The 14636-nt window shown below is 35.2% G+C and carries 13 protein-coding genes and 2 tRNA genes; 10 read left to right on the top strand and 5 right to left on the bottom strand.

The window, feature by feature from the left end; all coding sequences use genetic code 11:
* The first annotated feature begins 13 nt into the window (after positions 1-13).
* Entirely contained in the window at positions 14-1393 is a 1380-nt protein-coding gene (gene hemN, locus OO013_RS08785; protein ID WP_266056428.1) for an oxygen-independent coproporphyrinogen III oxidase, read from the top strand.
* A gap of 71 nt (positions 1394-1464) precedes the next feature.
* On the opposite strand, the gene OO013_RS08790 is transcribed toward hemN, so the two are convergent.
* A complete protein-coding gene (locus tag OO013_RS08790) occupies positions 1465-4242 on the bottom strand; it encodes a M16 family metallopeptidase (RefSeq protein WP_266056429.1) in 2778 nt (925 codons plus the stop codon).
* Positions 4243-4567: 325 nt separating this feature from the next.
* Here OO013_RS08790 and OO013_RS08795 point away from each other — a divergent pair, with 325 nt between their 5' ends.
* Both OO013_RS08795 and OO013_RS08800 read left to right on the top strand, forming a co-directional pair.
* Positions 4568-4879: a hypothetical protein gene (locus OO013_RS08795; protein ID WP_266056430.1), complete on the top strand. Its 312-nt coding sequence runs from the start codon at positions 4568-4570 to the stop codon at positions 4877-4879.
* A 118-nt stretch (positions 4880-4997) separates the two neighbouring features.
* The gene (locus tag OO013_RS08800; protein WP_266056431.1) at positions 4998-6047 is read left to right on the top strand and encodes an AI-2E family transporter; all 1050 of its coding nucleotides are present in this window, start codon (positions 4998-5000) and stop codon (positions 6045-6047) included.
* A 3-nt stretch (positions 6048-6050) separates the two neighbouring features.
* Here OO013_RS08800 and OO013_RS08805 read toward each other — a convergent pair whose 3' ends face one another.
* A complete protein-coding gene (locus tag OO013_RS08805) occupies positions 6051-6776 on the bottom strand; it encodes an SIMPL domain-containing protein (protein ID WP_266056432.1) in 726 nt (241 codons plus the stop codon).
* 100 nt (positions 6777-6876) lie between these two features.
* Between OO013_RS08805 and OO013_RS08810 the strand changes: the two genes are divergently transcribed.
* Positions 6877-7617 carry a hypothetical protein gene (locus tag OO013_RS08810; protein ID WP_266056433.1) on the top strand — a complete coding sequence of 247 codons (741 nt, stop codon included), beginning with the start codon at positions 6877-6879 and terminating at the stop codon, positions 7615-7617.
* A gap of 147 nt (positions 7618-7764) precedes the next feature.
* Here the strand turns inward: OO013_RS08810 and OO013_RS08815 are convergent.
* The 3 genes from OO013_RS08815 to OO013_RS08825 form a co-directional block, all read right to left on the bottom strand.
* Positions 7765-7838, bottom strand: a tRNA-Asp gene (locus OO013_RS08815).
* A gap of 213 nt (positions 7839-8051) precedes the next feature.
* On the bottom strand, positions 8052-8345 hold the full coding sequence (locus tag OO013_RS08820) for a GIY-YIG nuclease family protein (RefSeq protein WP_266056434.1): 294 nt from the start codon (positions 8343-8345) through the stop codon (positions 8052-8054).
* A 64-nt stretch (positions 8346-8409) separates the two neighbouring features.
* Positions 8410-8483: transfer RNA gene (locus OO013_RS08825), tRNA-Asp, on the bottom strand.
* Between the two features lie 204 nt (positions 8484-8687).
* Between OO013_RS08825 and OO013_RS08830 the strand changes: the two genes are divergently transcribed.
* The 6 genes from OO013_RS08830 (at position 8688) to OO013_RS08855 (ending at position 14593) form a co-directional block, all read left to right on the top strand.
* Positions 8688-9632, top strand: a complete 945-nt coding sequence (locus OO013_RS08830; protein ID WP_266056435.1) for an acetyl-CoA carboxylase carboxyltransferase subunit alpha — start codon at positions 8688-8690, stop codon at positions 9630-9632.
* A gap of 99 nt (positions 9633-9731) precedes the next feature.
* A complete protein-coding gene (locus tag OO013_RS08835) occupies positions 9732-10571 on the top strand; it encodes an MBL fold metallo-hydrolase (protein ID WP_266056436.1) in 840 nt (279 codons plus the stop codon).
* Positions 10571-11332 (top strand): patatin-like phospholipase family protein, encoded by a 762-nt coding sequence (locus tag OO013_RS08840; protein ID WP_266056437.1) that lies wholly within the window; start codon positions 10571-10573, stop codon positions 11330-11332. Before OO013_RS08835 ends, OO013_RS08840 begins: the two co-directional genes overlap by 1 nt.
* On the top strand, positions 11333-13333 hold the full coding sequence (gene hutU, locus OO013_RS08845) for a urocanate hydratase (protein WP_266056438.1): 2001 nt from the start codon (positions 11333-11335) through the stop codon (positions 13331-13333).
* Position 13334: 1 nt separating this feature from the next.
* A complete protein-coding gene (locus OO013_RS08850; RefSeq protein WP_266056439.1) occupies positions 13335-13916 on the top strand; it encodes a 1-acyl-sn-glycerol-3-phosphate acyltransferase in 582 nt (193 codons plus the stop codon).
* 80 nt (positions 13917-13996) lie between these two features.
* Positions 13997-14593: a porin family protein gene (locus OO013_RS08855; RefSeq protein ID WP_266056440.1), complete on the top strand. Its 597-nt coding sequence runs from the start codon at positions 13997-13999 to the stop codon at positions 14591-14593.
* Positions 14594-14636 lie beyond the last annotated feature (43 nt).

The raw sequence follows: 14636 nt of genomic DNA on the forward strand, positions 1-14636 counted from the left end.
ATAAGTTTGCTTCATGTTAAATCACGCGAGGGTAAACAAGAAGCTGACAAGGAAATATAATGTAGCCGGACCAAGGTATACATCTTATCCAACTGTGCCTTATTGGAGTGAGAAAATATTTAGCTCTTCAGAATATATTCAAAGGTTAAAAAAACAATATATTAGCTCAAATAAGCTAGGAAACGCTATATACATGCACCTGCCGTTTTGCGAATCCTTATGTACATTTTGTGGATGTAATAAGCGAATCACTAAAAATCATAGTGTTGAGATGCCATATCTCAATGCGATGATGAAGGAATGGGAGATGTATTTAAACATTCTTGGAGACAAACCCAGGATCAACGCGTTACATTTGGGAGGGGGAACTCCAACTTTTTTCTCTCCAGCCAATTTAAAAGATTTCCTGTCAGCATGGCTCAAATCCGTTGAGATTTCCGAAAATCCCGAATTCAGTTTTGAAGGTCATCCGAACAATACATCTAAAGACCATTTACAGGTCTTATATGATCTTGGATTTCGAAGAGTAAGCTATGGAGTTCAGGATCTGGATTTAACTGTTCAGGATGCTATAAATCGCATTCAACCTTTTAAAAATGTAGTAAATGCCATTGAGAATGCCAGAAATATCGGGTATACATCAGTAAATGTTGACCTTGTCTATGGATTACCATTTCAAAAGCTGGAACACGTTGAAGAAACTATTTTAAAAATATCAGAACTTAAGCCGGATAGAATCGCATTTTATAGTTACGCTCATGTCCCATGGATCAAGGGTAATGGACAAAGGAAGTTTAGCGAAAATGATTTGCCAGAGCCTGAAATTAAAAGGGAGATGTATGAATATGGTAAAGAGCTTTTACTTGAAAATGGATATGTAGAGATAGGAATGGATCATTTTGCCCTTCCTGATGATGAATTGGCTACAGCCCTGAATAATGAAACTCTCTTCAGAAATTTCATGGGTTATACGGTTAATAAAAGTAAAAACATGATCGGCTTAGGAGTATCATCAATTAGTGATTGTTGGACCGGTTTTGCACAAAATGAAAAGTCTCTGGAAAAATATTACGAGCGGATTGAAAATAATGAATTACCTATAATGAGGGGGCATTTATTAACCTCTGAAGATCTTATTATTCGCAAGATAATTCTGGATATAATGTGCCATTTTAACCATTCGTGGGTTGAAGAAGATTTTGTAACTATTCAATTTTCTTTGATGCTAAATAGATTAAAACCTTTAGTAGATGATAAATTGATTGAAATTTCAGAAGTGGGAATTAAGGTAACTGAAAAAGGAAGACCATTTGTAAGAAATGTTTGTATGGCATTTGATTTACGCCTATTGAGGAAACAACCTAAAGTATCCTTGTTTTCTTCTACTATATAATTTTAATACCTCATACAGTTTAATTATACAAATCGGCGGGCCTGTAAAATCCCGCCGATTTCATTTTATAATTAATTTTCAGTTTTAACGGTGGTTGAATCCGGTTTAACTGGATTTCCATCCTTGTCAAGCACCACAATCTCCTTAAATCCTATTTCAACTAATTCATCCATTACTTTTTCCTTATCACCGACGATAAACCAGTTAATTTGATCCTTGTTAATAATTTTTCTGGCGAGTTGATTAACATCATCTACTTTAACTCCCTTAACTTTATCTCCATAAGTAGAATAATAATCTTCAGGTAATCCATATACTACCTGATCGACTAAAGATGAAGCCACCGCACTATTAGTTTCCCATTGACCTGGCAATTGAAGTACAGTATTGTTTATTACTTTGGCCAGCTCTTCATTTGTGACAGGTTTATCTCCTGAAATTCCTCCCATCTCTTTTCTGATTTCAGTTACCGATTCTGCGGTTTTATCAGTCTGAACCGGTGCATAAGAGATGAACGGTCTCTGACCTTTACTATCCTGGATAAACCCAAATGCTCCATAGGCCCAATGCTTATCTTCACGAAGATTCATATTTAATCTTGAAGTAAACTCCCCACCATAAACATCCATCATTGAATTGGCAGCAATCTCATCTATTTCTCCATAACCCGGGATCAACTTAGCCCCAAAAATCACTGACTGCTGGGATTCAGGTCTGTCCATTAAGTATAAAACATCACTTTTTTCTACATTCACTTCGGTTAATGTTTTCTCAGGAATATCACCTTTTTTCCACTGACTAAGATTTTCTTTCACAATGTCTTCTAACTCATCCATCGATATATCTCCAACCACAACCAGAGTTGCATTATTTGGCCTGATCCATTGATTATAAAAATTGATCATATCCTCCCTCTCAAGTTGATTAACAGTTTCTTCATAACCAGAACCTGTTAATGGCTGGTGATAAGCATGATTCTCAGGATAAAGGTATTTAGGCACAACTCTTAAAGCCATTTGAACAGGTGTCGTTTTTTCTCTTTGTATTGACGCAATCTGTTGTTTTTTTAGTCGTTCCAATTCTTTTTCAGGAAACGCAGGATTTAAAAGAACATCTGAAAATATCTTCATACTTTCTTCCAAAGTGGGTTTCAAAGTATTTAAGGTAACATAGGAGTTATCCAGATCACTATATGCCCCAACAGAAGCTCCCAGTCTTTGTAATTTATCATTAATTTCGAGAGCACTCATATTCTTGGTTCCTTCATCCATCATGTTCATTGCTAATTTAGCTGTCCCCGGTGATGCAAACTGATCTGAAGCATATCCGGCATCAAGCACCATGTTTATTACCATAGTCGGAACACCTTCTCTTCTGGCCAATTTAATTTTCAGACCGTTCTTAAGCTCTCTGGTTTGTAGTTCAGGAAATTTAATTGCACTTACTTCAGTTACTTCAGGTAGGCCACTCCTGTCTGCTTCTTCTCCGGTGACAGAGTATTCTGGAAATGGTTCGCAAATAATCGTATGACTTCCATTTCTTAGCCATTTAGCAGCAGTTTTCTGAATTTCCTCAACCGATGTCTCTTTTAAATATTCTAACCACGTCTTATAGTACGATGGATCATTTCCATATACTTGATTTTGTGCTAAAATATCAGACTTTCCACCAAACCCGCCAATTCTTTCCAACCCCTTTAGGTAATCAGCAAAATAATCTGATTTTACACGGTGTAACTCATCTTGTGTAGGGCCATTTTTAATAAAGTCTTCTAATATTAACTCAATTTCTTTTTCAAGATCATAGATATTGACCCCTGGCTTGGCATTTGCCTGGATAATAAAATTCGAGACGAGTTCTTTCTCCCAGTTAAAAGCATAAGCTCCTGTTGCTATTTGTTTATCGTAAATTAAATTTTTATACAACCGGCTATTTTTACCAGAAGAAAGAATCATAGCAGCCAGTTCTAAATGAGCAGATTCTTTTGAACCCCATGGAGGAGTATTCCATGCTTTCACAACCCTTGCTTCTGCAACTCTGTCTTGATAATATTCCCGGGTATCCGATTCTCTAATTGGAATATTTACTTGTGGAACAACCATAGTTGGACCTGCAGGGATATTCCCAAAATATTTTTTTACTTTTTCAAGGGCTACCTCCGGTGTAATATCACCTGCAACAACCAGAGTTGCATTTGCAGCACCATAATATGATTTGAACCACTCTTGCACATCCTCCAAAGAAGCGGCATTGAGATCCTCCATCTCTCCAATAACTGTCCAGCTGTAGGGATGTCCCTTTGGAAACATTGCTTTAACCAAAAGATCATATTGTTTACCATAAGGTTGGTTTTCTCCCTGTCTCTTTTCATTCTGAACAACACCTCTTTGCTCATCAAGCTTATCCTGATCAATGGCACCCAGCAAATGTCCCATTCGATCTGATTCCAGCCATAGTACCTGATCTAAAGAGCCTTTAGGCACATTCTGAAAATAGTTAGTCCTGTCATTGTTTGTGGTTCCGTTTAGATCAGTTCCGCCGATTCTTTCCAGCGCCTGAAAATAATCATCATTGAAATTTTCACTACCGTTAAACATCAGGTGTTCAAATAAATGAGCAAAACCACTTTTACCTGGTTTTTCATTTTTACTTCCTACGTGATACCATACATTGACAGCTACTATTGGTGCTTTATGATCCTCATGGACAATTAGGGTAAGACCGTTTTCCAATACAAACTTTTCATAATCAATAGAAATGTCATCGGGGGTAATCAATAACTCATCTTGAGCATTAATACCATAAAAACCTCCAAGTATAAACAGAAGGGCGATTAATAATTTTTTCATAGATTGGTTTTTTATATTTAATATATTAAAATATCTAAATTCCCCTTAATTCAATTATATAAAAGGGTAATATTTAATTTGTTAGGTGATAAAACTACCTTTGGAGGTAAATGATCAACAAAAGAATTAAATCAGCTATTTATTCATTTATTTACCTGAAAAATATTACTTAAATCTTTTGCAGAGACAAAAATAAATTATCAATAAATGTTAATTTAATAAACAATTATTATTAAATTAATATATAATAATCAGTTGACCTGATAGCTAAATCCCTCACAAGAAACATTTTACTATACTCATTTAATTTAATAACTATAAGCCGATGAATCTTATAAAAAACTATTCTGATCAGTTGGAAACAGAAGGGACGTTTCTGAAGGATAAAAAGTCAGGGGAATTAAAATCACTTAACGATGTAGTAGGAGAGGACCTGAATAAATATGAGGTTATAAAAGTAGATAAAAGTGTCGTTTTAAACGATGCGGCTCAAAAACTATTTGGAAAAGATCTGGAAAAGATAAATGGAAAAGATTACTATAATCTTTTAAAAATGTTCCTGGCCTTTCGTTCTTCACTCAAACAAAAAGTTTATCAGCAGGAAAAAAAGATAGGAGTTAAAATAGAAGTTAGATAATATTTTTATTTATCCGACCCGGCATCCATGTTTATAAAATAGAATTTTATTTATTGGATATGTTTTTCATTATCAAGATATAACTAATAACTTTATTCTATTACAGAATCACTATGGAATGAACTCTAAACTTAGCATTAGAAACATATTTTTTGGACTTGGCACATTAATTATCATAATTTTTTGCTTAAGCACAGCAAGAAATATACTCATTCCTGTAACCTGGGCATTACTCTTTTCTTTTCTTTTGATTCCTCTTGTTAATTACCTGGAATCTAAAAAATTCAATCGTGCATTAGCAATTATAATAGCTGAATTATTATTCTTTATTGTGGTTCTTGCAGTGTTTGGTGTGCTCACCATGGAAGTCGTCAACATTACCAAGGATCTCCCGGAAATTTCAGATAAATTCACAAAATCAGTAAATGACATCAATGACTTTATAGGTGACATCCCTTATATTACTCCTGATCAGTTTGATCTGGTAACTTTTATCAAATCTAAACTGGATTCTATTTTCAAATGGCTTTCAACTAAACTTACAAGTGTTGGCAATACATTAGTTGACCTTGGATTAATGCCGATTTTTATTTACTTCTTTCTTTATTATCGTGAAATCCCTTCCCGGTTTGTCAATCGAAAATATAGTGATGATAAGTACTCTGAGATCATAGTGATTTTTGGCAAAATTAAAGAGATGATCAATGATTACCTTCGAGGTTTAATTTGGCTTACTATTGCTCTTGCTATCCTTGACTATATCATATTGGTTATTCTTGGAATTGAATATGCTCTGTTCTTTGCTGTATTTATCGCTGTAATGAACTTATTACCATATATAGGCAACTTCATTGCTATGTTGATAGTAGTTGGATTTACTTTTGTAACCAATGATAGTACATTGACACTTTTTCTTGTGATCGGATTATTATGGTTATCTAATATGGCTCAGGAAAATATTTTCAGGCCATGGCTAGTCGGTTCTTCTACGAGTATTAATGCTTTAGCTATCTTAATGTCAGTATTGGTTGGTGCTATGATCTGGGGCGTATCCGGAATGATTTTATTTGTTCCAATAATAGGTGTTTTAAAGATAATTTTTGAAGCAATTCCCGAGCTATCACCATATTCTGTCTTCCTAGAAGATAAGCCCGGGAGTAAAGACTAAATTTTATTGGACAATTTCAAATGTTATTATTACTTCTTTAGCTAAAGTAATATTATCAGGATTCATCTGGCTTGTTTCATTACTTTGATCCATAGACGCCGATCTCATAGATGCTGCTTCATATCTCATCGGCTGAGGAAAATTATTTTCATTTATCCCATATCTGATTTCCATCACTTTACCAATCTCAACACCTGAAGATTCAGCTAAAACTTCAGCTTTTAATCGGGCATCATTTACAGATGATTTAATCAACTCGTCTTCTAGTGATCGCCTTTTCTCTTTACTTAATCCAAATGAAATCGAAATTTCAGGCTCTGCCTCTGAACCAGTCCCCGTATTGATGGCATTCAATAACTTTTCCTTAGTAAAATTAAATGTTATTTCCAGGCTTTGTGTTCCTACATAGCCACTATCAGTTCTCGTCCCTCTATTATATACTACATTTTTATTTACCCTGAAATTGGAGGTTTTTAGTTCCTTCTTATCAAAACCCTGTTCTGATAAATCTCTGACTAAAATATTAATTCGCTTATTCAAATCATCAACAGCATCAGCATAATTCATTTTTTTAGAAAGGATATCAAACCTAACAGTAGTTTCATCCGGTAACGTCTCTATTTCTGCATTACCCTTTACAATAATCTTAGACATATTATCCTGGCTATAAGCATTAGTTGAACCAAAGAAAAGTACAACTAAAAAACAATATTTTATTAGCTTTTTCATAAATATTTAAAGTTATTTCTCTCAATTAATCAATTAAATCATTAAATTATTATAGTTATGTATTCAACTAACTACTATCAAAAATATAAATACCAATTTTATGCCAAGTTCTAATAATAAATACAAAACGTTGTCTATAATATTGATAATTCTTTTATTGTTTGCTTCCATATTCATTTTCACAGATTCTGAAAATGACGATTATGATGAAGCTTATAAGCAACAAGTGGATAGCCTGACCAATGAGAATAATAAATTAAATGATCAGATAACAGAAATGAAAGCTGCACTGTTAATTCCACATGATAATAAATTAAAGAACAATTTAGACAATGACACCTCCAATGACTCCCAAGGATTTAAAGAAGGCAATCTGAATGTCGAAGAAAAAAATGTTGTTGATTTGGTCAATAAAATGCATCAGGGATATGAACAGCTAAATGAAACAGGAGACCCTGAGGTAGTTCTTAAATATTTTACTCCCAGGCATTCGACCAATGAGGTTTCTATAAACGTCAATAATATCCCATCTGTAAAAAACCATAATACGAACAACTTCAAGGAACATCTACAATCCCTGGCAAATGTCGAAGGTCTGGAAATCCAATTAGGGAAACCATATTTTAAAAATATCTATGTCAGAGAGAATATATTTAACACTCATTATGTAGCTAATTTAACTGTAAGGTTAAAAGGCGAAGTAGTTGAGGAAGCTGTATTAATAGCAACAATTTCAGGGGAGAAAAAGGGTAATGACTGGAGGATTGGTAATTTTTCCTGGATGAAATTTGATCAGTTTGGAAATTTCAGGTTGAGTGAAGGAAATTCTGCTCAACAATAATTCATATAAATAACTCTCATTACAGAGACAATACCCCTTGACTAGAATCCGATAAATCATCTAAATCACTTTAATACTAAAAGAAAGGGCATTTTTAAGCTAAAGGCATAAAAAAAGCCACTCGATTTGAGTGGCTTTATTAGGAGGCGGTCTGGACGAGACTCGAACTCGCGACCCCCTGCGTGACAGGCAGGTATTCTAACCAACTGAACTACCAGACCCTCTTTTTTAATTGTTCCTTCCGTTGAAGGTGATGCAAAAGTATGTACATGAATTTAATTATGCAACAGACTTTTTATAAAAATATATCAGAAAATTAAATCTAATTCTCATCTGTTTGATTACCTTCTATTTACAATTAAACTTTTTTACTAAAACATTTTTAATAAAGCGATTTTTTTCAATGTGACTGCCTGTTCGTCATCGGCTCGAACTCAGTGAATCAATTTTAAATAACTGGATTCATCTACCAATTCTTTTCTATTTTTCTTAAGAAAATTAATAAGCCGTTGTCGGCTCAAATTCTTCAACTTCTTTTCAAGCACCATTGCTTCAGACCGACTATCTTTTCTTGTTTTCCAGATAAGTAACCAGGGCAGGTATTTCTTAGTCGATTTTTCCAGACCCTGATTATGCCTTTTTAATCTTTCATCTAGATCACTGGTTTGGCCTTTGTAAAATATATCATGAGTAGGACTGTATAAAACATATACATACAAGGCATTCATAGTTTTATATTTACTTGATTGACATAAAAAAAAGCCACTCGATTTGAGTGGCTTTATTAGGAGGCGGTCTGGACGAGACTCGAACTCGCGACCCCCTGCGTGACAGGCAGGTATTCTAACCAACTGAACTACCAGACCCTCTATATTTTCCCTTTCTTAAAAAGGTGATGCAAAGGTATGTTGATGATTTTATATTTGCAACACTAAATGAGCAAAAATAACTACAATTGACTAAAATATTTTTTATTTAATTGCATATCAGTAATTTAGAAAAAGCGAAAAATTATGTTAGTTCAAACAAGCTAATCAATTAACTTTGCATTAAACCATTTGAATAATTAAATGCTCGACTTTGAAAAACCAATAGCAGAATTAGAAGCTAAATTATCGGACATGACCAAGATCGCCAGTGAGAGCGGTGTCAATATGGATGAAACTATAAAATCATTGGAAAACAAGATTGAGGACTTGAAAAAGGACACATTTGCAAATCTTACAAGATGGCAGAGAGTCCAGCTTTCACGCCACCCAGACAGACCATACACTCTTGATTACATATATGAATTAACAGATGACTTTGTTGAATTACATGGAGACCGATCGGTATCTGACGACAAAGCAATGGTAGGTGGTTTTGGAACAATAAGTGGAAAGACATACATGCTCATTGGTCAGCAGAAAGGTAGAAATACCAAACAGCGTCAGATGAGAAACTTCGGGATGGCAAATCCTGAAGGATATCGTAAAGCTTTAAGGCTTATGAAGCTTGCTGAAAAGTTCAATAAACCTATAATTACTTTTATTGATACGCCTGGTGCATTTCCTGGTATCGAAGCTGAAGAAAGAGGACAAGGAGAGGCAATCGCCAAAAACCTTAGAGAAATGTTTATGCTTAAGGTTCCTGTCATTTGCCTCATCATTGGAGAAGGTGCTTCAGGCGGTGCCTTAGGAATAGGGATAGGAGACAGGGTCTTAATGCTTGAAAACACATGGTATTCTGTGATTTCTCCTGAATCTTGTTCATCAATTCTCTGGAGAAGCTGGGATTATAAAGAACAAGCAGCAGAAGCACTTAAATTGACTGCTGGTGATATGAAATCATTTAAGATGATAGATGGTATCGTAAAAGAACCTCTGGGCGGTGCTCATACTGATTTCAAAAAAATGTCTTCAACTCTTAAAAGGACAATCACAAAAACGACTAATGAACTCGAAACTCTTACTCCTGAAGAGCGGATCAATCAAAGAATTGATAAGTTTTCTCAAATGGGAGTTTTTAATGAGTAAATTGAAAATAGAACTTATAATTATGGTCAGCTTTTACGCTGACCTTTTTTATTATTATCGATTTTCAATAGATTTAAGCAACATTTAACCCAATTTAATATGAACCTTGAAGTTATACATGCCGGTATGTTCAAACTTGACGGAGGGGCTATGTTTGGAGTAGTACCAAAAGTCTTGTGGAATAAAACCAACCCTGCAGATAGCAATAACCTTATCGATCTCGCCATGAGATGCATGCTGGTAGAATCTGATAACAGAAGAATTTTAATAGATACAGGAATTGGTGATAAGCAAAGTGAAAAATTCTTTTCTCATTATTATTTGCACGGAGATAAATCACTGAAAGGATCATTGAATAAGATCGGATTGAATTTTGAAGATATCACCGATGTTTTTCAAACACATCTTCATTTTGATCATTGCGGTGGATCAGTTAAATATGACCAAAATCAAAACTTAGTTCCGGCTTTTAAAAATGCTAAGTACTGGTCACATAGTAGCCATTGGGATTGGGCCACTCATCCAAATGCCCGGGAAAAAGCATCTTTTCTTAAAGAAAATATTTTACCAATCGAAGAATCAGGCCAGTTAAAATTTGCTAATGATAAGAATGAACCTTTCGATGTATTTGAATATATCACTGTTGATGGACACACTGAAAAGCAAATGCTCCCGGTGATTAACTATAAAGGTCATAAAATTGTGTTTGCTGCTGATTTGATACCAACTTCAAGCCATATACCGATTCCATATGTAATGGGATATGATGTCAGACCACTAGATACCTTAAAAGAAAAGTCAGAATTTTTAGAAGAAGCTGTAGAAAACAACTATATTCTATTCTTTGAACACGATCCTGTGGTGGAATGCTGTACTCTTAAAAAGACCGAAAGAGGGGTTCGTGTGGATGAAAAATTTAAACTTTCTGAAATAAGTTAATGGCTAATTTCTGTCTTTCTGGTGGCGGAGTGAAAGGTATTGCTCATCTGGGAGCTTTAAAAGCACTTCAGGAAAATGGTGTGAAGTTCGAATCATTCTCTGGAACTAGCTTTGGAGCCCTTGTAGCTTGTGCAGTCAATTTTGGTCTGGATTACCAGGATTTTCTAGACAGAACTAAAAGTTTTTCTTTATTCGATCCAAAAGGTATTGCTTGGAGTAAGAGGGGAGTGCTCAATCATAAAAAAGTGATGAATGTACTCAAAGATACCTTTGGAAATACTAAACTGGAAGATCTCAATAATGAAACATGGATATGTTATACAGATTTTGATGAAGGTAGGCCAGTATATGTAAACAAAGGACCCCTTGTTGAAGCTCTTTCAGCTACCATGTCCATTCCGGGAATGTTTTTACCGGTTAAAATAAATGGTAAAAACTGCTATGATGGAGGACTTACTGATAATTTACCTGTAACTCCTCTTATCAATTCAGGAAAAAAACCAATAGTAGGTTTAAATTGCAACCCAAGAAAATCTACTGGAGAAAAAACTAATATCAGAGATATTCTGGAAAGAACCTTTTTACTGGTAGTAAATGGAAATGTTACGCCACAAACTGAAAAATGCGACATTTATCTGGAACTGGAACCTATGGCCAATGTAAGAGCAATAGATTTTAAATCAGTAGACAAAGCATTTAATGAAGGTTACCAGTTTACAAAAGACAATATTGACAAGTTTGAAACAATAATACCCAAATAGATGAGTGCTGAAGATTTTAAAACAGAAATCCGGCAAGGAATTCCGGATAAATTACCCCCAAAAAAAACACGAAGCGAAAAATATAGTCATGCTCCGGTCAGAAAGGATATTCTTTCTGACAGAGAAAAAAAATTAGCAATTAAAAATGCGCTCAGGTATTTTGATCCTAAATTCCATGAAGAACTAGCACCTGAGTTTGCTGATGAGCTCAATAAATATGGCAGGATTTACATGTATCGGTTTATGCCTGATTATGAAATGTATGCACGACCGATTGAAGATTATCCGGCAAGCTCAAGACAAGCAGCAGCGATAATGCTGATGATCCAGAATAATCTTGACCCTGCTGTTGCCCAACATCCTGAAGAACTAATAACTTATGGAGGAAATGGAGCTGTTTTTCAAAACTGGGCTCAATACAGACTAACGATGCAATACCTGTCTGTTATGTCTGATGATCAAACACTTCATATGTATTCTGGTCACCCAATGGGCCTCTTCCCTTCATCAGCAGATGCTCCACGAGTGGTTGTCACTAACGGTATGATGATACCAAATTACAGTAGTCAGGATGACTGGGAAAGATACAATGCTTTAGGGGTAACTCAATATGGGCAAATGACTGCAGGATCATATATGTATATCGGTCCCCAGGGAATTGTTCACGGTACAACCATTACAGTATTAAATGCAATTAGAAAAATAGATAAAGACGGCTCAGGCACTGGCGGAAAACTATTCGTTACTTCAGGACTTGGTGGTATGAGTGGTGCACAACCTAAAGCAGGAAATATCGCAGGATGTGTAAGTATAACTGCTGAAATCAATCCTCTCGCTGCAAAAAAGAGACATGAGCAAGGTTGGGTAGATGAAATTGAATCAGACCTGGCTACTTTGATGAAGAAAGTTGAGTCAGACAGAAAGGATAAAAAAGCCCGTTCTTATGCTTATTTAGGAAATATAGTAGACCTGTGGGAATATTTAAATGAAAATAATATTTCTGTAGATCTTGGATCTGATCAAACTTCACTGCATAACCCATGGGCTGGTGGTTATTATCCTGTAGGCTATTCTTTCGAAGAATCTAATGAAATGATGGCTAAGGATCCTGAAAAGTTTAAAAAAGCCGTGAAAGATTCTTTATTACGACAGATTCAGGCTATTAATAAATTATCAGGCAAAGGTATGTATTTCTTTGATTATGGTAATGCTTTTCTACTTGAAGCTTCAAGAGCAGGAGCAGATATCATTAAAGATAATGGTGAATTCACCTATCCTTCTTATGTTCAGGATATAATGGGACCAATGTGTTTTGATTATGGATTTGGACCATTTAGGTGGGTTTGTACATCAGGGAAGCCTGAGGATCTGAATTATACAGATAAACTTGCGTCTGCTGTCTTGAAAGAACAAAAGAAAACTGCAGATAAAGAGATTAGCACTCAGATTGATGACAATATAACATGGATAGATGCAGCTGGAGAGAATAAATTGGTAGTTGGCTCTCAGGCAAGGATATTATATGCAGATGCAAAAGGCCGCATGGCAATAGCAAAAGCGTTTAATGATGCCATTAGAGAAGGTAAAATCGGTCCTGTAGTGCTTGGTAGAGATCATCACGATGTATCAGGAACTGATTCTCCTTACAGAGAAACCTCAAACATTTATGATGGGTCCCGCTTCACTGCAGACATGGCTATCCAAAACGTAATCGGTGATAGTTTCAGAGGAGCAACATGGGTCTCAATCCATAACGGCGGAGGAGTTGGTTGGGGTGAAGTAATAAATGGTGGTTTCGGAATGCTTCTTGATGGAACAAATCAAGCTGAAAACCGGTTAAATTCAATGTTATTTTATGATGTAAATAACGGTATCTCAAGGCGAGCCTGGGCTGGTAATGATGGTGCTTTATTTGCAATTAAAGAGGCCATGAAAAATAATCCATCACTCATGGTAACTATACCGAATAAGGCAGATGAAGATTTACTAAATAATTTATAAAATGATTAAAAGGCTTTACAAGTTCATATTTTTCAATATCCTGGGATGGAAAGTTAAAGGAAGTTTTGATAAAAATATCAAACAAGGCCTGATCGTTGTAGGTCCACACACATCCAACTCAGATTTTTTTATAGGTGTAATGACAAGGAGAATTCTTGATCTTAATGCTCACTTTGTGGCAAAAGATTCCCTTTTCGTGTGGCCATTCGGAGGTTATTTTAAGTGGATGGGAGGTTATCCGGTAATCAGAAGCAGAAATACTAAATTAACTGATACTATTGCGGATATATTTAAAAAAGAAGATGATCTATTGATTGCTATTACCCCTGAAGGAACCCGATCAAAAGTAGAGGATATTAAATCCGGATTTTGGCACATCGCTAAAAAAGCAGATATTCATTACTTTTTATGTGGTTTTGATTACGGCAACAAAGAATTAGTTGTTTCCGAGCCTTATAAAGCTACTAGTTGGGAAGATGACAGATTAAATGCAATACGGTTTTTTGGAGAATTGACAGGAAAAAATCCTGAAAAGGATATGCGACACCTTTTAAAAAGAGAAAAAGAGAAGCAATCCGAGTAATTCACTTTAACCGATCATTCATAAAATAATTTCTGGCACAGAAGTTGTCATTTAGAATACTGGTAAAAAATTAATCGTGTATGAATAAGTTTAGAATATTAACCGGAATCATTTTTCTATTTGCCACTGTCATTTCTTTTCAAGGAAAAGCACAAGACATTGGAATTGGTGTTAAAGGTGGCATGAACTTCGCCACAATTGAATCTTCAACTAGTTTTGACAACAGAACCGGTTACCAGGTTGGCGCTTTTTTTAGGTTTGGCAATTCATCAAGACTTGCAGTCCAAACTGAAGTTCTTTATAATACAAAAGGTGCCGAATTTCAAAATGAAGAAATAAAGCTGGATTATTTATCTGTACCAGTTCTGGTAAAGTTTGGCGTTGTTGGACCATTATATATTGAAGCCGGCCCACAAATCAGCTTCCTTACCAATAGTGTAAGAGAAATAGAATCAGGCAACAACGAATCATTAGATAATTTCCTAAAATCTTCCGAATGGGCTTTAGTTGCAGGACTTGGTGCCGATATTGGCAGGTTTCAATTATCTGCCAGATATGATTGGGGAATCTCTGAGATACAGGATGGATTACATTTTGAAGATTTATATGCAGATGATAGCTTCAAAAACAGCACTTTTACCTTATCCCTTGGATTTCAGTTAAATAAAAGACCATAAATATTTTATCAAATAATAAAAAAGCCTTCTGAATTAATCGGAA

Origin of the sequence: Mangrovivirga halotolerans, from assembly GCF_026241165.1 — a bacterium.
In the GTDB taxonomy this organism is placed as follows: Bacteria; Bacteroidota; Bacteroidia; order Cytophagales; family Cyclobacteriaceae; genus Mangrovivirga; species Mangrovivirga halotolerans.